We start from the raw sequence: 21807 nt of genomic DNA on the forward strand, positions 1-21807 counted from the left end.
AACAATCAAACTTTAAGTATGGGTTGGGGAGCATTATTGAAAGCAGCAGTCAGCTTAGGAGGAAGAGCTATAAAAGCTATAGCTAAATCGGCAGGGGGTGCAGTAGTACATCCTCAGCAAACGCTAAAAGGATTAGGAAGCGCCACAAAGTCTGCTGCCATAGGTGGAAGCCTGGGCTACATTGGTTGGGAGAAATTGACTACAGACAAAAGCGTAGTGGGTATTGTCAGCGATGCTGTCATTGGCAAAGAAACGACACAAAAGATTGGAGATACAGTTTCGAATATAGGTGAAGGTATGAAAGAGGTGAAAGACTCTGTAACTGGTCTCACTGAAAATGTCAATGATGCCATCACCAGTGCAGACAGCAAATGGAGCGGTATGAGCAAGTTCCTACAAGGTATTTTCTCTGGGAACGGTGGAAACATGATGGGGAACTTTTTCAGCAATGTAGGCAAAGGGAATGTTTCCGGTCTGAGTCTCATCGGACTTGTAGTGGCCGCACTACTTGTTTTCGGAAGATTCGGATGGATGGGCAAGATAGCTGGAGCTGTGCTTGCCATGATGATGATAGGAAACAATGTAAATATGAACGAGGCACTTGCCAGTGAGAAGAAACGACCTGCTACACAAAGTCAAGACGAAAGTCAACAGTCGGAGGTTGCGCAAGGCACTGGTGGCGGCAGACGAAGATGATAGTAAAATTTATAAACAGATATAATATGCAATATACACAAGAAATGATTCTTCGTTCAGACAGTGGATACTGTATGCCCTACGAAGAAAAAGGCCGTGACGTACAGATGAGTCTTGGCTACGGTAAACAGAAACATCCGCATACAGGGGAACCTTTTTTTCATCATGGTGTGGATTTCAAGGCCAACCATTATCTTCTTTCAGCAGTTGCAACAGGAAAGATTTCTGGACTTGGGAATGATGCCGTACATGGTATCTATCAGGTGACACGCTATGGAGACTACGAGGTAAAATACGCACACCTCTCGAACGTTTTTGCCAACTACGGAAGTGAAGTCAAGGCCGGTCAGGTTATTGCCGTAAGTGGGGAAATACTCCACATGGAGGTCAAGTATAAAGGAGAAGAGCTCAATCCTCTGGAGTTCCTGACCATGATATACAGTAACTTGAAAGTCATGGAACAAAATGGGCAACCAGGTGCGGTACCACAATTTGTGACACTGGATATGGATGTCAGAACCATGTATGACAAAGACAGCAAGGAGATAGAGAATCTGATGATGCGTTTTTTTCCGGACTACATGAAAGACATCAGTCTTGGAGCCTACACGTTGCCGGAACATACACAGTTCACTTTGAGAAATATTCTCTCACTGTCGGCTACAAAAAATTACTTCTATGAAACCATCCCTAGTATGGCCAATCCATTGGGTATGAGCGCACGAAGTATACCGATTGCAGAACGGGTACAGAATCTGCTTATCGGTGATTTCCTGAACTATCTTGCCCTGCGTCATCAGATATTCCTTTCCAGTTTAAGTGATCACGAAAAAAAAAAGCACATGAACTGGCCATAGCAACCAGTGGACTTATTGATCCATTGGCAGAGCTCGATATTGATGTTCAAAGCTTCGATATTCCCCGTATGGTGAGCGTGTATCCGGATAAGTCCGGTATCAGATGGTGGACAAAAGCATGGTTCAATGGTAGTGAGAAAGGAGAAGCTGCGATAGAGATTGAACGTGAGCTGGCAATCAAGTTTATCAATGAAAACATTGAAAAGGATGAATGGCTGGAAGAATATTTCCCGAAACAGATGGAAGTATACCACAATGCCATAGAACAGACACGCGAACAATTACTCAACCAGATAAATCTATAAAGGGCATATAAATTATCAATCATATAAAACAGCAACTCATGGCAGAGTCAGAACAAGATAGAATATTCAAGACAAAGGTCATTCCAATCATGAACAAGGTCCGGAATGAACTGCAAGATAAGATGGCAGCAGAGCTTAAAGAGCACACCTCATCATTTGCAGGATTGATGGCCAGTACCATTGGTCCTGATGGTGGAATGTCTGCCAGACAGGCACAGATGCAGTCTTTGCGTTACACAGGTGAATGGAATTCGAAAACAGCAGAAGATTATATTAAAATGGTCAAGAAAGAACTTCAACGCCAGCACATCACCGTTGATTCCGCCATGGAGAAAAAGATGATAGACAAGATGATTCAGGATAAGATTCCACGCTCATCCATTGAATACATCTTAAAGAAGGCAGCAACTAACACCATCTTCTATCTCCCCCAGGAAGTTGCAAAATCACCATTAGAACATCATATGGATACAGAAGCCGAAAAGAGATACAACCCATCTGCGTGGGAAAAGAACACAGGTATAATCCTCGGATCCGTAACCGATCTCGCATGTATGGGTGGAGTCGGTGGCGGTTGGAAAACAGCGGCTACATGGATCGGCGGTGACTTCCTGTTATCTAAATTTTCTGACAAACAGGAAGACCGTTCAGACATACCTTCAATAGTGCGCCCGGGATGCGAGGAACAGTATAGACAAGACCAGGAGAAAATGAAAAAGCAGTCAGAAGAAAAGCCACAGAGTAAGACTTCATCAGCAGAGACTGCACCGGAACAGGAAGAAGCGGTCAAAGAGGAACAACCAACAGAAGAACAGACCTCCCCGAAACCGGAGCAGACCAATATGGATGGATGGCAAGGGTTGCTGACCTCTTTCGGACTCAATGGCATTAGCGACATCGGACACAATATCGGATATGTACTGGCTATGCTGCCTGATATGCTTGTAGGACTCTTCACGGGAAAAACAAAGTCAATCAATCTGAAGGACAATATGATGCCTATTGCCAGTATCGTTACAGGCATGTTCGTCAAGAATCCAATCCTGAAAATGATACTTATCGGTATGGGAGGACTCAATCTGCTGAACAAGGCCGGGCATGAGACTTTGGATGATTTCAAAGCACATCAGCACCCTGAAGCAGGAAACAGCCCAGTGAATTATCGGGTTTATCCTGATGAACCGCTCAATCCACGGATTGTCAATCCTCAGATTAGGTCCAACTGTCTGATTGCTACAATAGACAAGGTTCCTTGCAGCATCACTTTGCCGGATAAAGTTGTGGATGCCTGTCAGCAGGGAGCTTTACCTCTCAACACACTTGCAAATGCAATACTGGTCAAGAATGACCAGATGCGTCAGATTGCTTCTGAAAACTATGAAGTAAGCGAACGGCAAACAGTAGCAAGACCACTTGCACAAAGATAAAAGGATAACAATATAATAATCAGACTTATGGAAGAGAAGAACCAACAAGAGAAAATGGCAATAGTACGTCAGGTTGAGCTTTTTGAGAATGCTTTCAATAAAGCCAAAGAAAATGGTGGAATGTGGCTTGACAACGATGGTCGCAAAGCACCGAAACTATATCTGAAGCCTTTGCAGATTTCTGCTTTCAATGCCATCATATTGGGAATGCACAGCGACCAGAATGGATACAAAACAAATCAATATACGCTTTTTTCTGAAGCAAAGAAACGCGGTGAATCTGTCCAGACCAAAGAAAAGGGAGTACCTTTTCTCTGGTATAATTGGAATGAGTATGTAAACAAACATAATCCTGAAGAGAAAATCAGTCGCTCAGACTATCAAGCACTGCCAGCTGACAAGCAGGAGGATTATAAAGGAATCAGGAACCGTGAAGTCCGCTCACTTTTCAATATCGAGCAGACCACACTCCCTATGGTTGATAAAACAACATTTGATACGGTAGTAAAAGAGACCGGTCCTCTGAAAGACCGTACAGATGTAGAGTCAGCATCGAATGAAATCCGTCAGGGTGTCGAAAATCTTCTGGAACAGTCACGAAAAAAACTGGTTGATATACGCACTGATACTACAGGTGTAGCGCATTACGACAGCAAGAAGGATATTGTCTTCCTGCCACCTGCTTCATCCTATGAACATTATGAAGACTATGCCCGTGATGCTGTATCCATGCTTATGTCCGCAACAGGACATCAACAGAGACTCGCCCGTGAAGGAATGGTAGTCAAGAACGGAAAGGTTTCAGAGGATGCCATGAAACAGGAAAGGCTGGTTGTGGAAGTAGCTTCAGCTGTTAAGCTGCAGGAGTTGGGTATCTCAGCTAAACTCTCTCCGGACAGCATGAAGATGACCGATTACTGGCTCAGAGAACTTAAAGAAGACCCGCATCTGCCGGATATACTGGAAAGGGATGTAAACAACGCTATAGATATGATTCACAAGGCTGAACGTGGTGAGAAAGTAGAGCTCAACAACAGAGTCCTACAGAATCAGATAGCAGATATTAAGCACATTCTTCCCAAACACTATTATGTAGCCGATGAAATCAAGACATTGCCCAACATAGATACAAAAGAGTTCGTGGTTATAAAAGAACCTGAACAGAAAATGGCTGATGTGGTTCTCCCATCTGGAGCTTCATTAGGAGTCGAGAATGAGATTCCTGGAATGAACAAAGGCCGTATCGAACATGCACTTCAAAAAGAGGGATATGAAACGGTTACATTCTACAATATAGATGGTTCTATGGGGTATCGTCCCGATGACAGCTTTTTTGACGGTAAGGAGGTGTCCGTGAACCGCATGAACAAGTGGAATCTGGAGACCCTTACACTACTTGATGTGTCTGATGCCGTCAGACGTTCCGGTGCCATAGACTTTGAAAAGATACTCATGTTGCGTAATGACGAAGGGAAATGGGCACTCTATCTGAAGCCCGAAAATGAAAAGAGCTTCAGCGTTTACCCCGAGAAGGCAGATCTGAACCTTTTCTTTACCACAATAAAGCAAGGTGACGAAGAAACTTCAGAAAAAGTACGTCAGGATTTGGCCCAGAAATACTATATGGCCGCCCAGAACAGTCCGGACATTAAGGTTGACCTCTTCAAAAGTGATGCAACAGCAGAAGAACTCGCAAGGATAGACCGTGTGAATATATTCAAGACCAAAGGTACTGAGAGTACTCCCAGTGTGATATTATGTATGCCCACAGTCAACGGTGAAAAATTGAAGGCTCGCGAAATTAGTCCACAACAATGGCAACGTATGTGGCTGGCAGAAGATATGCAAGATTACAAGAAACATCTTGCAGCAAGTCTTTTTGCCGATGTGCTCCGTAAGGACCGTACAGATGCTGTTGCAGTAGGTACGGATAAATCAGAACAGGAGACTCAGTCAAAAAATCCAAATCAGCAAACGGAAGTATATGAGGAACAGACCGAAGAGAAGAGCAGACAGAGTGAATCTCATGGGCCATCCGAATCTAAGGGCAATAAGAGCAAGGATGAAAGTCCCAAGACTGAAACAAAAGTAACCGCTGAGTTCTCTCCGATGCTGAAGCAATTCTATGAATTAAAATCGAAGCATCCTGATGCAATTTTGCTCTTCAGATGTGGAGACTTCTATGAAACTTACAGCAACGATGCAGAGAAAGCAGCCAAAATACTTGGAATCACGCTCAGCAAAAGCAATCACACAAAAGATGCTGAAGGAAAACCTCTTATGATAGCAGGGTTTCCTCACCATGCGCTCGATGTTTACCTTCCTAAACTGATTCGTGCCGGTGAGCGAATTGCCATCTGTGACCAATTGGAAACTCCCAGGCAAGAAAAAGACGTTACTGAAAAACAGAAAAATGAATCCGACAATCAGGAAGAGAACAAGGTTTCAAGAATGCACAGATAACATGTAACCGCAATGTCAAAGAATCAAGAATATATCCAACAATATGCAGAGTATGCCATGGAGCAGATGCGCAGATATGGCATACCTGCCTCTGTCACACTTGCACAGGGTATCTGTGAAAGTGCCAGTGGTCAGAGTGAACTGTCCCGTAAGGGAAACAACCATTTTGGGATCAAAGCTACCTCCAGCTGGATTGAGAATGGAGGCAAATATCTTGTATATACCGATGACCGTCCAAACGAAAAGTTTTGCCAGTATGCGAATGTGGGAGATTCCTATGAGCATCATTCTCAGTTCCTGAAAAGGAACGGAAGATACGCCGAGCTGTTCCAACTCTCTCCTGATGACTACAAAGGATGGACAAACGGATTACAGGATGTGGGATATGCGTCAAGCAAACAATACGCAGCAACCCTTCAGAATATTATCGAGAAGAACGGATTGCAAAAATATGACCAGATGGTAATGCAGGAGATGAAGGCAGAGGGTAAATCCTTTGGAACTGCTGACAATCCGCGTCAAGCCACATCAAATGATGTTTCCGTACAGGATACTGAAGAAAAGAAATATTCCTTCCCTCTAAAGAGAGAGGAGTTTATGCTGGTTACTTCTCCCTTTGGTACAAGAAAAGACCCTTTAGACACAAGTAAATATCAGGTGCATAAAGGAATTGACATTCAGACAAATCATGAGGCAGTCCTTGCAACAGAAGATAAAGGAAAAGTTGTCAACGTGAACAGCAATGCTAATACAAACGGAGGACGGTCTGTTACAGTTGAGTACAACAGAAACGATGGCAGCATATATCAATGTACCTACATGCATCTGGACAGTATATCCGTCAAGGTCGGTGATGAAGTTGCTGCCGGACAGAAGCTTGGCATTTCAGGAAACACTGGGTATCGGACTACTGGTGAACATCTTCATTTTGGAGTTAAATCCATATCCACAGATGGAACAAAAAGAGATATTGACCCGGCTGCATATCTTGCTGAGATTTCACAAAAAGGGAACATCTCACTACAGGTTCTCAGTAACGGAAAAGATCTGACTGCGCAATACAAGAGTGCGAGTAAATCCGATGCCAATGTGCAGCCAGATACAGCCATGAGTCCGGATGAGTGGATGAAGAAAATTCTGTCCTCTGAAGACAGTGGGGTAAATATGCCTATAGCAGATCCTGTAATAGAGATAGCCATGACTATGTTCACCTCACTCATGGCTCTTGCCCTCCAGATAGACACGTCAAGTGAGGAGGAAAAGATGCAGAAGGCCACTGATGCAGCTGTCAGTAAAAGCATAGACCTTACTCCTATCCTCCCATCCTATAAGACCTGCACCATAAGCCTGCATGATGGTAAACCCAATCTGTATGCAGACAATGGAGTTGTACAACTCAACAGAGAACTGAGTAATGCAGAAATAAACAAGATCCAACAGACACTTGGCAGTACCATGATGAACGATGATGAGAAACGACGTAGCATCGCCTCTGTTATTAACTCTGCCGTGGTCACGCTGCAGATGTCACAAAACTATCAGAACAATCTGGAGAACCAACAAGGCAGACAGGAGTCTGTACAGTTGAAATAATTTGCTTTTTAAGTACCTTAATTCCGCAACATAATTGATAATTATTTTTATAAGTTCCTGAGCAACATTTTGTTGCCCAGGTTTTTGCCATGTCAGCGTTTTCACTTACCTTAGTGTTGCGAATCCAAAGACAAAGAAAACCGTAACAAGCATGGCAAATGTAGCAATAAAATCCGAAAGACTCACTCCTTTTGGAGGCATATTTCCAATCATGGAGCAATTTACCTCCCTTCTCTCCTCTACAATTGACTCAACACTTGGGTTGAGATGCAAACTCTATGGTTATCAATACAGCGAAATCATCCGCTCCCTCCTATGCGTTTACTTCTGCGGCGGTTCTTGCGTTGAGGATGTCACCGCCCACTTAATGAGTCATCTTTCCCTTCACCCCACACTCCGCACCTGTAGCGCCGACACCATCCTCAGGGCAATAAACGAACTGGCCCGGGAAAACATCTCATACACATCTGATGCCGGAAAGTCCTATGACTTCAATACGGCAGACACACTCAACACATTGCTCCTGAATTGCCTGTTGGCCACAGGGCAGTTGAAAGAGGGCGGGGAGTATGACGTTGACTTTGACCACCAGTTCATTGAGACGGAGAAGTACGATGCAAAGCCCACGTACAAGAAATTTCTTGGTTACAGGCCCGGTGTGGCCGTTATCGGCGACATGATTGTCGGCATAGAGAACAGCGACGGCAACACCAATGTACGCTTTCACCAGGGTGACACGCTAAAGAGGATTTTGGGGAGACTTGAAGAAAAGAAAATGGCAGTCAACCGCTTCAGGGCCGACTGCGGCTCATGCTCTGAAGACATTGTGGATGAGGTCAGGAAGCATTGCAGGACATTCTACATACGTGCCAACCGCTGCTGCTCGCTCTATGATGACATCTTCGCGCTCAGGGGGTGGAAGAGGGAAGAAATAAACGGCATTGTGTTTGAGTTGAACTCCATTCTCGTTGAGAAGTGGAAAGGCAAACCGTATCGCCTGATAATCCAGAGACAGAGACGCATGGGCAGTGGACTTGACCTGTGGGAGGGGGAATATACATACCGCTGCATCCTGACCAACGATTACGAATCATCCATGAGCGACATCGTGGAGTTCTATAACATGCGTGGAGGCAAGGAACGCATCTTTGATGACATGAACAATGGGTTTGGATGGGGCAGACTGCCTAAATCCTTCATGGCGGAAAATACCGTGTTCCTGCTCCTGACGGCACTGATACGCAATTTTTACAAGGCCATCATGCAAAGGATTGAAGTGAAGAAGTTCGGGCTCAAGGAAACCAGCCGTATCAAGACGTTTGTCTTCAAATTCATTTCAGTACCTGCCAAGTGGATTAAGACCGCAAGGCAATGTGTGCTGAACATCTACACCGACAACCATGCATATGCAGAAGCCTTCAAAACTTCTTCCGGATGATTTACGTCACTTGATGGCCACTGATTGCGTATTGCCTCAAGTCGCTTTATGGGGTAAGGGGATAGTATGCGCATTGAAACGGACGCGAGGACTTAATGGCTGTCTTACGAATCAAAAGTCCATTTCTCTTGTAGGTAGCACTTCGGGAATGGAGTTGCGGATTTAAGGAAGTATAACAATCAATTCGTTTTATTATGATTAAATGTAATGTAACCGTGTGTGGCACCGTTTCCCGCCAGGCACAAATGCGTGCTAACAAAGAAGGTACGCAGTTCGCATCATTCGGTATCAATATAGTTATTCCGGCAAAATCAGGAATTAACAAGACAGTTGAAATCAGTGTGGCCAAGACCTGCAACAGCCTATCTGAGTTACCAACAATTCAAGTTGGGACTCGCATTGAAGTAGCCGGTATTCTAATGTTTCACAAAAAGGGAGAAGCATTATACCTTAACCTGTCTGCAACTGGCATTAACACATTCAATGCAAGCAATAACGACGGCATTAACGGTACAATGGAGTTCAGAGGTACTTTAGGCAAACAAATTGAGGACAAGACAACTAAAAGTGGTAAGTCCTTTACGGTGTTTTCCGCTTATAGTAGCGAAAAGGATGGAGATAATTACACCTATACTTGGGTACGCTTTATGCAATTCGACAAAAGAAAAGAAACATGGATGCAACCAAAAGCCGGAATCAATGCTAAGGGGGATTTGGAATTAGGTGTGTACAATAACAGACTTGACCTTACATGCCGCATAAGCGAATGCTCTCTTTGGGAGAAAAGCTCTAACTCTTACCAACACTAATGATTATGACAGGTAAAAAGATTTATAATTCAGATGGCCGTAGCAGTGAAGATAAGGCCTTGGACAAATTCGCAGAGATGATTATTAAGAAAATCAAGACTTTGCAGAATGACTGGAAGAAGCCTTGGTTTACAGATAAATCCATCTCTTGGCCAAGAAATCTTTCTGGCCGCGAATACAACGGAATGAATGCACTCTTACTCATGATGCACTGTGAGAAACAGGGATATAAACTACCTGAATTTTGTACTTTTGACCGTATAGCCGGTCTGAACTATACCAAAGACAAGCAGGGAATCCGTCAGCAGATAAAGGATAACAATGGGCAGGAATTGCCAAAGGTTTCCATTCTGAAAGGAGAAAAGAGTTTTCCGGTGTTCATCACGACATTCACTGTTGTCGATAAAGAGACAAAAGAGAAAATTAAATACGATGACTATAAACAGCTGAGTGAGGAGGAAAAGAAAGGTTACAACGTCTATCCGAAGCTTCAGGTATATAACGTGTTCAATGTGGCTCAGACCAATCTTCAGGAAGCTCGTCCTGATTTATATAAGAAACTTGCTGATGCAGGAAAACAGATAAGTCCACAATCTGAAGGTGAAGAATTTTCCTTTGCTCCTATCGACCGGATAATAAAGGATAACGGATGGATCTGCCCTATCAAGCCAACTTACGGAGACAGTGCCTACTACAGCATTTCGAAGAATGAGATTGTCGTTCCTGAGAAAAAGCAGTTCAAGGATGGTGAATCATTCTATACCAACCTGGGTCATGAAATGGCCCATTCCACAGGAGCAGAAAATCAGTTGGGAAGACTACAGCCAACGTCCTTTGGTAGTAAGGAGTATGCCCGGGAAGAGCTTGTGGCCGAGCTAAGTGCAGCCCTCGTTGCACAACGCTATGGTATGACCAAGCATCTGAAAGAAGACAGTGCCAGTTACCTCAAAAGCTGGCTTGACAGCTTGAATGAATCTCCGGAATTCATCAAAACTACACTGACAGATGTGAAAAAGGCATCAAGTATGATTACAAAATGTATTGATGCCATGCAACAGAAAATTGACCAGGAACAAAACATAGAAGTAGTCCAAAGTAATAGCCAAGAGCCTGTGTACTATGCTTCTGTAGCCTACCTTCAAATGGGTGAAGACACAGACAGACTTGACAAGCTACAAGAAAAGGGCGATTATGAGGCACTATTGAAGGAAGCCATTGAGTACGATGCCGGTGATGCCATAGACCTGTCCAACACTTACCTGTCTCCTACAAAATACCGTGGAGATGACCTGTTGGTGGAGAACGAACACTATGCCGTGGTATATAACCCGTCTGTTGGAGGAACCTATGATGTGATGCGTAAAGTCACTGCTGAAGAAGTCAGACAGAACATCACCCGTTACGGATTGCCTGATAACGCCACTGCTGATGTCAAGTCCATTGCTGAAAAACAGGAACAGAAAATGGAAACTGTCGCACAAGAAGAGACTCACTTTCATCGAGGAAGATAATGGAATATTCTCTTATCTTTCCCTCTCGTATTTTCAAAAAATCCACTTGTATTAGGCTTCGTTATTCGAAGTTCTAAAACAAGTGGATAAATTTGTATATAGGTGATTTCACCAGCACGTATTCTCTATGGAAACAGGTAGTTCTTTTACTAAATATCACCTTATATGGTAAGAGTTTTTACTTATCCATAATTTCTACAATCGGAACAGTTTTCTCCATTTCACTACGCGAGATGTATTTGTAAGTACCTACTTGCATTACACGTTTGTCTGATGGAACATCTATTTTTTGATTATCATAATATGAAATTTCTTTATCAGCAAGGAATAAAACAATCATTCCTATATTAGAAATATCTTCTACCGTTGCCAATGCACTCCCATCTGGAAGTACTTGCATAATCTCAAAGGAATGGACATTAATTTCTTGCTGTGGCTTTTCAAACATCACGATATTATTGTCAGATGATGTTCCGTTTGTATTTCCTAATGCTACGAAGAAAAAGAATGCAAAAGTAAGAATGATACCCGTTATGATACCACCTAAATAGATTAAAATTGATTTTTTACGTGAGTTCATAAATATTTTAGATTTTAGTTGTTTTGGTTCTTTTTAATTTACCGGAAAATAGGAACAATAAAAGGATTTTCTTTTGGTCATTCATATCAAGATAAGCAAAACGTCGTTGTATTTCGGATACGTGCATCAACTAATTTGCCTTTCTCACGTTTGACAAACCATTTAATGAGTTTAGCTATAGGACGATTGTGCATACAATTACAGCTTACTATTTAACGAATGAAATGCAAAGCAGCAATAATAATGATACCAGCAATAATAATCCAACGATTGATGTTAATTGCTTTCGTCGTAGCTTCAGAAGAAGTCGCTAATTCATTTTGCAAATTCTTAGTCTCGTTAATTATATTATCAGTTGAACTTTTAATGGTATTGCATGAAGTCTGTATACAATTAATTATATTGGTAATTGCATCAACTTTTGTTTCAATAGATTTTATCTTTGGAGAAATATCATCTATTAACTTTTTCAGCTCCTGATTCCATTGATTCAACTTCGTAGTAATGCTATCAGCATGTTCCTTAATATTTGAGGGAAGGTCATCAACATTTTGACTGATTGATGCAATGGCATTATCTTGCCCCTTTTGAGATTCCTTCAAATCTTTGGAAATGTCAAAAAGAAACTTTTTAATGGTTTGAATCTCTTTTGTGGTTGATTTTATCTCTTCACGAAGAGCGCTAAGTTCTTCGACCCTTTCAGATAGCAAGTTATTCTGCTCGGTAAATTCTTGCAAAGAAGCATCGACTGAAGATGTGAAACTAGACGTAATATTCTCGCAAGCAGAGGTCATTTTACCCACTGACTTCTGCACTTCTTCTGAAATTCCAACCTGTGCTCCTTCTAATTGTTTCTCCCACTCTTTGATTTCTTTAACAAGAGAATTGATTGAAGCGACATAACCAGCAACGGCATTTTGCAGTCCTTCACTTGCTTGAACAGTGTTTTCAACTTGTTTTCTTGCAGAATCAAGTTGCTTTAGGTTCTGTTCTAACCTTTCCAAAGTAGCGTTAATATCGTATGTCATTTTGATATAATTATTTTAGGTATTTCTTTGTTATTTCATTTAACTTATCCTCATGGACAAACAGTGTTATCGTTTTCTTACCATCGTCAACCAAGTTCTGCTTGATAAACTTATCATCTTTACGAACTTTGGCTTTTAGATAAGATGTAAAAGTGTCAATGTCACTCCAAACCTGCTTATTATCCCTATTATACAAAGTCATAAAGCCTTCGATATAATTGTTGTAAGCATTATTTTTCAGTGTCTGGTTATTCCCTGCGCCTAAAAAAGTAATGCAATAAGCGAGCAAAAGCTGCAAAGCAGCATTATCAGGATGTGCTCTCAGACAAAGTAAGGTCGCGCCATACAGATGTTTGACATTATCCACTTCACTGCCAGAGTTATCATTAACAGGGTCAATTATTTCAATATACTTCTTAACGACATCGAATCCATCTTTTCCTTCTATATCTGTATCATCCTTCAGGGAATAAGGCTTTCCATTAACTTCATAGCCGGTTCGCGCATACTTAGAGTTGAAGTACAGATGAATAAACTCCTTCAGCCATTCATCGTTACCATTTGCTTGACGTTCTATGATACTGTCCTCACATGCTATACACATGTCCTCGATGGCACGATAACGCTTCTTTTCAAGGTTTTCATACACAAAGGCTGTTAAATAGCCCAGGCAACGGTCTAAATAATTACGCCCTGGCTGTTTGTCAATTTCATCCACCTTCTTCTGAGCTTGCTCCAAAGAATAATACTTACGGAAGAAATCCAACATATACTGTTTGAACTCTTCATCAGTTCGTTTGTGGATTTTAAGTTCGTATGTTTGTGACAGATAATCAATAGTCACATCATCTACAAGCCCTATGCAGCACATTCTGTATATTGCTTTATCTGTATCATCTTTATCTCTTTTCTTACAAAAAGCCATTCGTAGCCTTTTATAGATGCTTTTATTTGCATGATTGCGAAGCCATCTAGTATCACCTGAGCATTTGGCTATCTTAGCTATCAACTCATTAAAATCACCAATTTTTTTCAAATCCAACTTTCCGTATCTGTCCTCATTGATATTTTGCCATCCCTGTTCCTCAGATATAGCAAGAATTTCCTTTTTGATTGAAGCTTCAAAACCTTCAGGATCTTGTTGAACATTATTCTCCCAAGAAACAACAACACTTGCATTGCCGTCTTCGTCAGCATGTGCCATTGCCTGATATATACCCTCTGTGATATTGTCTTCTCCCTCCAAAGGGCGCATAAGTGTCTTAGGAGAATAATCTTCATATGATTGGAGTATCTGGATCAAACAATTAGATATATACGAGCATAATGAATATTCAAAACCTAGATAATTATAAGTCGGGCGTAGGCTGTCGAGGAAGATATAACCATATTGTTTGTTATTATCTTCTTCCGAAACGATTTTAACTGCATTTTTTCTTGTATCTATCTTTAAGCACACATCCTCGTTTCCTGCTTCGTCTCTCAACTTTGCCTGAATCTCTGTTAGAAGTGTAGGCTTAGCATTGATTATTCTATCAGTGAGTTCAACAAGAATGACCTTCTCCTTGAATAGACCACGGAACGAGTTATTATGGAACCACAAGTTAATGTCCTTGTCTATGTTCTCCAGGAATCCTTGCTTTCTGATAATATCAAGAATCTTATCTGTCTGTTCTTTGGTACAGTTATTATATTTGCACAATGCAGGAATATCATCTGCAAGAACAAACTTATTTATATATCGTTCAAGCCATGTTGGGTCTTCATCCCCCATCAAATATCGAATATCATTTATTTTATCTATAGTAAATTCAATGAATTCTGTCGGATCATATAAAACATAAGATATGGCATGCTTCTTATCACGACCACAACGACCTGCCTCTTGAACATAACTTTCAATGGATGAAGGGTGATTTATATGAATTGTATATCTGATATTTGGCTTATCTATACCCATACCGAACGCTTTAGTGGCCACCATCAGATTTTGGTCATTTTCATTAAATGACTTCATATCACCAGAAGGCTTGTCACCGCCAACAAACGTACCCATCGACAATTCTGGCTCATGCTCTCGCAATTCAGTGGAGATACCAGTCCTGGTACCCCAAACATTATCTTCTACACCGAAAGTTCCATGTGCATGTGGACAGAATACTATTCCAGCATTTTTATAGTGTTGTTCACTATCTGCCGAATAGAAATCCTCTGCTGAAAAATCCTCTATATGAGCAATCCTTGATTTCTCAGTCTCATGCTGATTGACTTGCACTATATCTGAAGGTATTTCATGCAGTAGCTCATACATCTTATTCTTTTTTGCTGTTGCTACAACATCTTTAAGTTCCCAATCTGATTTTGCTTTAAGCAAGAACTGCTCATTAGGTTCTCTCAATTCATCAAAATTAGAAAAGACCTCAATAATACGATATGTTAGTTCAGGACGTGAATCAGACTCAGGACGTACAATTGTTTCACTGTCAATAGTAAGGTTTCCACCAAGAGTCAATTCACGCTCAACGTCTGCAAGAACATCAAACGATGCTGTAGCCGTCAAACCTATAATAGACAATGGACGACCTGATTTCGTATTCATGAAATTTATCATGTTTCGTCCAAGGTGGAGATAAGAAGTACGGAAATCATGTCCCCATTCAGATACGCAATGAACCTCATCAATAATGCCATAAGAGAAATACACATGATTCTTCTCTGTCATTGTAAGCAAACTTGAACGAAAATTCTCCATCATAAATCTTTCCGGAGAAAGGAGCATGAACAAGACAGAACCATTTTGAAGAAGATTCAGTTTTTTAGCCTTCTCTTTGGCATTCATTCCACTATTAACACATTCACAAGCATCAATTCGTGCTTCGCGCAACCCTCGAACCTGGTCAACCATAAGTGAAACGAGAGGGTCAACAATTATAGAAACGCCAGGTTGTAAAATGCATGATAACTGATATGTCAAAGACTTACCGCCACCAGTAGGAAGTAATCCTATTGTAGTTTTATCAGCTAAAGCATGGCTAAGAATAGGCAACTGCCCAGGACGGAAAGATGGCTTGCGGAAAATATCACGCAAGAAATATGTAAGGACATCTTCCCTTTCCTTTATATTTACATAAGACCCTGTGCCATCTTTTGTAACCAATGGAGGATATTGTATATTGTCTGCAGCGCAGATTGTTCGCTCACGTTTCTTGTAATGAGAAGAACGGATAAGATAGACAGTATCTGCATCGACATTCAAAGGAAGGGCATCAATGTTGTCTCTAAGTAACATTGATATATCCAAGCATAGGTCAAAATGTCCTTCTGGCATTTGAGTAGCGACACGGTTTCCCAAATGCAATGGAGATTTTTTGAATTCTTCTGTTGATATGATCTGAAGCTTTATCTCCGGCAGTCTATCTGATGAAGCTGCTAATTCACAAATATACCTATATTTTTCAGCAAGGTCCTTTATAGCCAATGCAGAACATGGGATATCACGTTCTACAATGGCAATATTCCATACATCGCTATCAAGACTAAGAGCACCGGACATCATTGCCTCCACCAACATTCGTTCTACTCGTGCAATTGCCATTGGTGCAAGAACTATTTGCAAAGTGTCCAACCAATTTCCAGACAGAGCCTTTTTGTAATTAGCCTTTATAATCTGTAAGTAGTCAACTGAAGCAGCGTCACTTTCCCAATTTTGCATGAACGCCATATTATTCAGTTGTTCAATACGATATGTATCCCAGCCTCCATTGAGAGCCATTCGGTCACGTCGCTCATCGCTAATTCTACTGAATATATTAGAATGATAACGCAGACCGTCCATCTCAAGAATGAAGCCGGTTCTTGCATCACCATAAGGAATTTCCAACGCAAAATCTACTCGTTGATCTTTGCTGAATCTTCTATCAGGAATATCTACAATTGATGAAAGATTACGTTGTGGCTCAAAAACTTGAATCAGATATTCACTTTGAGAACCTTCCAAGTATTTTTCAATAAAATCTTTCTCAAAGGAACTGTCAAGCATATCTCCATTATAGAAATCTACATTAAAACGAGGATCTATAATATGCAGGGCTTCATAAATTTCCTGCACCGAAACTTTATGAGTAGATTTATAATCAAGTATCGCTCCTTCTTTTGGCTTGGTTGAAATATGGAATAAATCAGAAAAAGTATTCTCTAATAACAACGGAGCCTTTGTTGGCAAACCTCTTGATATGATATTTGCCAAGACTGCAAGTTTGGAGTCTGTATTTGAATTATAAGCAAGAGGTATATTTGATTTGACATCGAAAGCAGAAAGAGAACGATAAAGTTCTTCAGCATTATCTGCCTTATCAGATTTGCTATATTCCTCTGCGACAGCATCAAGAACAAATCCTGCAAAGAACTGTTCTTTCTTATGCGAATCTTCAATACGTTTACGAATATTCTCAACGGTCTCAATGCGGTCGAAATGTTTGAAGAATATACGCATTGAGATTGTCCAGTCACCCTGCCATGTCCCACGTTCCTTATTCATCGTGGCATACATAATATCAGGTGCTGTGGCAGCTACGAATTCATCAACACGTCTGTTGTTGCTGTAATAAGGACCGATGCACACAAAATAGTTATCACTTCCGAATAGCTGTTGGAACAAGTGAATGAATCGTGCAAGGTCAAAAGCTTCTACATCGAGAATATTACTGAAAAGATGTACTTTCCTAATATTCGATTTCTTGAAATCTTCCGGACTCAAAGAGTCAAAATCCTTAGTAATGGACTTTACGAAATATGCAGAACTAAAACTTTCAATAACCTGTGTTGCTCTTTCGACAGCAGCAGAAGAAGGCTCTACCAAGCAAAAATGCTTGATATTAGGTGATATATTCTTTGAATGTAGAAAATCCAATAAGCATACTGAGGCTGTTCCTTGACCGCAACCCCAATCGTAAATCTCCACTTCTTCTGAGAAGATTTCAGAAATATCAGGAATGCAACCAAAAGCAGCATCAAGCTTCGCTTTATGCATTTTACCGAAGCTATGTAAATACATATTTAGATGGTCTTCGTCATCTAATATGCCTTTACCTCGTTCTAAATCCTGATACAGCTTATTACGACTCGTTCGATCAGCAGGAAGAAGAGTCAATGCTGCATCTCTCATACCGACAAACGAGATATTTCTGTTTCTTCTGAATATATCTATAAAATTTGACATAATTATTTCCCTGTTATTGTATCAGCATTTTTATTCTGCTGATGACGTTTCCAATTCTCTAAAGCTAAATGCTTAGTTGTATTTGCATAGCAGTATTCACATAGATGTGGACAAGTGTTATATTCACCAATATCTTTAGCTGCCATACATCCACACAGGGCTCTTTGTCCTGGATCTTTCTTGTGAGCACTTAGGAAGAATTGATTGTGTGGCAGAATAATTGCACCATCAGGTAATGATGGTGAATCTTCAAACAATGACGGTGCTGGCATCTGCTGAATTTTAACCTTCATAAAATCCATAAGAACCTTATCGTCCCACGCCAAGCGAGTTATTAGATCTCCATCAATACACCTATTATGAGCTATTCCATATCTATCAATATCTATCTGCTCTCCGCAAGTAGCAAGCTGGAAATTCCAGTTTCTTTCGCTATTCATTTTTGATAATTTCATAGCGAACTTCTCCATTTGCGCAGTTTCCCACTCATGATATGGAATGCCATTCTTTTCAAGATTCAATTTAACCTTTTTATAAAGCTTGATGTCAGCATACGAAAACACCAATTTCTCCGTATATCCTTTGAGCTGGTCACCAATCTTCTCAACTTTACTAATAAGGTCATCTATAGTAATATCATCTGTAAGAATCATCGGATCGAAACGCCAAACAACAGCGTCCGCTCCAAGTTTATTAGATAACATTTTGAATGTCTCAATGCGATTTAAAAGTGAAGGTACTTTCTCCAATCCCTCCTTCTCATAATCATTCAATGTGTATTGTATATAGCACCTTATATTTCTTTCTTTGAGATAATCAAGATATGGAAGAAGCGGACGAGGATTCTTTGACCAAAAAACTATAAAGCGAGTTTTATCATACGATACATAAGACTTCACGCCATTAAATGGGTTGGTCCATGCTGAGTAACCTTTCTTTAAGCGGTCAAAAAACCAATCGGCATAGAATGCAGGAATATCCGTACTTCTACTTGCCGACACGATGATAGGAGCCTGCGCTTTCACAGGCTGCCCATCAACGATTATGTCTGTATGTTCCCAAGATGCCATACTTTATTCACTAAACATTATCAAGTAATAGAAATCATCTTCATTAGGAAGATTATTGATTATAAATGCAACAATCTTACCTTTCTGTTGAGTTATTTGAAATAATGAAACATATTCTTTACCACTTGAAGCAGATTCCCAAGAATTTCCGACTTCAGCAGAAGCTGCCTCGAAATCGTTACCTTGTGATTGGTAGTCAAATTGTGGAACAAATGTAGGATTCTGCTGAAGTATTCTTTTTGAACGAAGTTCTGCTATATTGCTAATATCAAAAGTAACAGTTCCGTTTGTCTCTTTTCTCATAATTCTAGCATAAGCAGATGAGTCCGTCTCGATAATTTGTGCATCACCATGATAAGGTTGTTTGACAACCTTAACCTTTGGTAACTTCAAATTAAATGTAAAACCATTGGCTACTGCACTAATTGAGATGTTGTTATTGAAAGGTTTGTCATCTTCTTTCGGCTCTTCCTTTTTAATGATTGACGAATGCAAATACTCCAGGCGTATATTGCGGTCATACATATGAAGCACACACTTTTCCACTTGCCCATTTTTGTAATAAACTACAAAACCATAGTCGCTGTAATCTACTTCTTGCCAACCGAAAGGAGATCGTGCCTCGATAGGGAAACCACGCAATTCTACCATGTCTGCCGTTTTTTTCACAACCTTCATAGGTTTGTCTGACATGTTCGGCTTACCCAGGTCATCATTGTATATCTTTACGATGTAACCAACGCCGGGGGCTAACTTGTAACCAGGGCAACCATCAGTGTTCTTTACCATACTGACAGTACGAATACACTCCTGTAAACCCATAACAGGAGTGTCGTTTTCATAACGCTGATGACAATTGGAACGAAATGTAAAAGGCTGTATTGACTCTTTCTGTTCACGTTCTGCTTTCAGTTTGGCTTGACGTTCAAGTTCTTTACGACGGTTCTCTTCCAACCTACGTTCTCTTTCACGTGCAATACGCTCTTCCTCCAACTTTTGTTGGCGAGCTTGCTCTTCAGCGCGACGACGTTCTTGTTCTTCCTTTTCACGCTTCTTTTTGAAATAATTAAAAGGCCACATATCGATAATATTTTAATTAATATAGTATTCCACATTGATGTTCAAATAAAGTCTTTCGTTATATTCCATGAAATGAAGCCTTGCCATTCGATAAGGAACACATTACTCTACTGATTATTCTCCCACACAAAGGCACTCAGCAGTTTATCCATTTGCGACATGGCATAGAGTGGGCAGATTTGTACGTGACGTACTGCATTATTATCCTTGACATCTTGATACTCAAAGCTCCCAAAGTTCTCCATTGAGCATCTAAGGGCATTGTGCAAATGCTTTTCGTTCATAAACAGCCAAAGGCTCTTCATTCCGCCTTGCATTCCCGCCTTCACCTCGATGGGAACAACTTGCTGCTTATATGTCACAAGATAATCAATCTCTGCAGAGGAATTTTTTGCCCTTCTAAGCCAGTAAAACAAGTCATGGCGGATGTTCGGAGTTTTGTAGTGCAGCATTTCCAGTCCTGCAACCATTTCTGCCATTGGTCCTTTGTTTGCCAATTCTGAAACATCGGATGTTAGGATTTGGGTTGTCAGCTCACTTACATCACCGGTCGTCATATTCAACAGACGCAACATCAAACCAGTGTCGAGCAAAAGCATCTTACGATAGGAATAATCAGCCTCACTTCCTAAAGGTACGCCATTGGCTGACGTATGCGTGACAGGAATCAGTATGCCTGCAAGAATAAGCATTTCAAGGGCTTTCTTCACTTCTGAAGTACTATAACTGCCGCCGACCTGAGAATAGACAAACTTTTTAGTGGCTTGAACGGCTGCACTACGCATGGTCAGGCGCAAAAGCATAGGATCAACACGTTTCTTATATTTCGGAAAATCGTCTTCATAGGTAACGACAATATCATCCTGCACCTCCTGGCAAGCCAGATAGTCGTGGGTCTCCACCCATTTGCTCACGGCTTCAGGCATTCCGCCAACAAGCATGAAAGTACGGAGTAGCCCCACCAACTTTTCATATAGAGGAGCTGGCAGTGGTGCTGATGACGTAGCTTGATTCCGCGCCTCAATAAGCAAATTCTCGCCATTAGCAAGCAGGAACTCATCGAACGTCATCGGAAACATAAACATCGAGTGAATCCTGCCGACACCAAATGTTGGCAGTTCTTCAAGTGCGAACTCTAACAAAGAGCCTGCAGCTATCACATGAAGTTCGGGCATGTCCTCTTTGAAAAATCGGAGTGACATGATGGCTTCGGGACAAGCCTGAATCTCATCAAGAAACAGAAGTGTGCTTCCTGGTTCTATCGGCTTACCGGCAATAGCCGCCATTTGTGGAACAATTCGTTTCACATCAATATCGCCTTGAAATAGCTGCTTATATGAAGGTTGCCGTTCAAAGTTCACCTCCACAAAGCTCTTGAACTTCTGACTCAGATGACGAACTGCTGTTGACTTTCCTACTTGACGCGCACCTCTTAACAGCAAAGGTTTATGTGAAGACCTTTGTGACCATTCCAGCAAATATCCGTCTATCATTCTTGAATAATACATAACTCTAAGATACTTTATAATTTGTCTGTAAAGGTATAAAATTAAAATTATCCAAGGAAATATTTCTCAATAAATTCAAAAACACAAGGTATTATTTAAGTATCATTGAATATTTTCCCATCTAATAAAATCGTCAAAAATCAACTTTTCCAATCATTTTCGATATTCATCTGATTTTGTCTTGAGACATCAATTCCCAACATTTAAGTTGTAGTATGAAAAAC

At 40.9% G+C, this 21807-nt stretch carries 15 protein-coding genes; 9 read left to right on the plus strand and 6 right to left on the minus strand.

Annotated elements, in window-relative coordinates; genetic code table 11:
• Nucleotides 1-18: 18 nt before the first annotated feature.
• The 9 genes from HMPREF1534_RS11045 to HMPREF1534_RS11005 all read left to right on the plus strand — a co-directional run bounded on the left by HMPREF1534_RS11045 (nt 19) and on the right by HMPREF1534_RS11005 (nt 11099).
• The gene (locus HMPREF1534_RS11045) at nt 19-696 is read left to right on the plus strand and encodes a hypothetical protein (RefSeq protein ID WP_005939450.1); all 678 of its coding nucleotides are present in this window, start codon (nt 19-21) and stop codon (nt 694-696) included.
• 26 nt (nt 697-722) lie between these two features.
• Nucleotides 723-1553 (plus strand): M23 family metallopeptidase, encoded by an 831-nt coding sequence (locus tag HMPREF1534_RS11040; RefSeq protein ID WP_005939452.1) that lies wholly within the window; start codon nt 723-725, stop codon nt 1551-1553.
• A gap of 23 nt (nt 1554-1576) precedes the next feature.
• Nucleotides 1577-1858, plus strand: a complete 282-nt coding sequence (locus HMPREF1534_RS11035; RefSeq protein WP_018452583.1) for a hypothetical protein — start codon at nt 1577-1579, stop codon at nt 1856-1858.
• Between the two features lie 38 nt (nt 1859-1896).
• A complete protein-coding gene (locus HMPREF1534_RS11030; RefSeq protein WP_005939456.1) occupies nt 1897-3285 on the plus strand; it encodes a hypothetical protein in 1389 nt (462 codons plus the stop codon).
• 27 nt (nt 3286-3312) lie between these two features.
• Nucleotides 3313-5748: a MutS N-terminal domain-containing protein gene (locus HMPREF1534_RS11025; RefSeq protein WP_005939458.1), complete on the plus strand. Its 2436-nt coding sequence runs from the start codon at nt 3313-3315 to the stop codon at nt 5746-5748.
• A gap of 12 nt (nt 5749-5760) precedes the next feature.
• Complete coding sequence (locus HMPREF1534_RS11020; protein WP_005939460.1) at nt 5761-7341, plus strand: glucosaminidase domain-containing protein; 1581 nt, start codon at nt 5761-5763, stop codon at nt 7339-7341.
• Nucleotides 7342-7492: 151 nt separating this feature from the next.
• Nucleotides 7493-8779: an IS1380 family transposase gene (locus HMPREF1534_RS11015; RefSeq protein WP_005936349.1), complete on the plus strand. Its 1287-nt coding sequence runs from the start codon at nt 7493-7495 to the stop codon at nt 8777-8779.
• A gap of 194 nt (nt 8780-8973) precedes the next feature.
• Nucleotides 8974-9588 (plus strand): hypothetical protein, encoded by a 615-nt coding sequence (locus HMPREF1534_RS11010; protein WP_005939463.1) that lies wholly within the window; start codon nt 8974-8976, stop codon nt 9586-9588.
• 5 nt (nt 9589-9593) lie between these two features.
• A complete protein-coding gene (locus HMPREF1534_RS11005; RefSeq protein ID WP_025066912.1) occupies nt 9594-11099 on the plus strand; it encodes an ArdC family protein in 1506 nt (501 codons plus the stop codon).
• A gap of 178 nt (nt 11100-11277) precedes the next feature.
• Here HMPREF1534_RS11005 and HMPREF1534_RS11000 read toward each other — a convergent pair whose 3' ends face one another.
• The 6 genes from HMPREF1534_RS11000 to HMPREF1534_RS10975 all read right to left on the minus strand — a co-directional run bounded on the left by HMPREF1534_RS11000 (nt 11278) and on the right by HMPREF1534_RS10975 (nt 21583).
• A complete protein-coding gene (locus HMPREF1534_RS11000) occupies nt 11278-11679 on the minus strand; it encodes a hypothetical protein (RefSeq protein ID WP_005939468.1) in 402 nt (133 codons plus the stop codon).
• 212 nt (nt 11680-11891) lie between these two features.
• The gene (locus HMPREF1534_RS10995) at nt 11892-12707 is read right to left on the minus strand and encodes a coiled-coil domain-containing protein (RefSeq protein WP_005939472.1); all 816 of its coding nucleotides are present in this window, start codon (nt 12705-12707) and stop codon (nt 11892-11894) included.
• A 10-nt stretch (nt 12708-12717) separates the two neighbouring features.
• Nucleotides 12718-17925 (minus strand): DEAD/DEAH box helicase, encoded by a 5208-nt coding sequence (locus HMPREF1534_RS10990; RefSeq protein WP_005939475.1) that lies wholly within the window; start codon nt 17923-17925, stop codon nt 12718-12720.
• A gap of 2 nt (nt 17926-17927) precedes the next feature.
• Nucleotides 17928-18995, minus strand: coding sequence for a DUF1848 domain-containing protein (locus tag HMPREF1534_RS10985; RefSeq protein ID WP_005939478.1), 1068 nt, complete (start codon nt 18993-18995; stop codon nt 17928-17930).
• Nucleotides 18996-18998: 3 nt separating this feature from the next.
• Nucleotides 18999-20075, minus strand: a complete 1077-nt coding sequence (locus HMPREF1534_RS10980) for a hypothetical protein (RefSeq protein ID WP_005939481.1) — start codon at nt 20073-20075, stop codon at nt 18999-19001.
• Nucleotides 20076-20182: 107 nt separating this feature from the next.
• Nucleotides 20183-21583, minus strand: coding sequence for an ATP-binding protein (locus HMPREF1534_RS10975; RefSeq protein WP_005939482.1), 1401 nt, complete (start codon nt 21581-21583; stop codon nt 20183-20185).
• Nucleotides 21584-21807: the final 224 nt, after the last annotated feature.

Source organism: Phocaeicola massiliensis B84634 = Timone 84634 = DSM 17679 = JCM 13223, assembly GCF_000382445.1.
GTDB classification, from domain to species: domain Bacteria; phylum Bacteroidota; class Bacteroidia; order Bacteroidales; family Bacteroidaceae; genus Phocaeicola; species Phocaeicola massiliensis.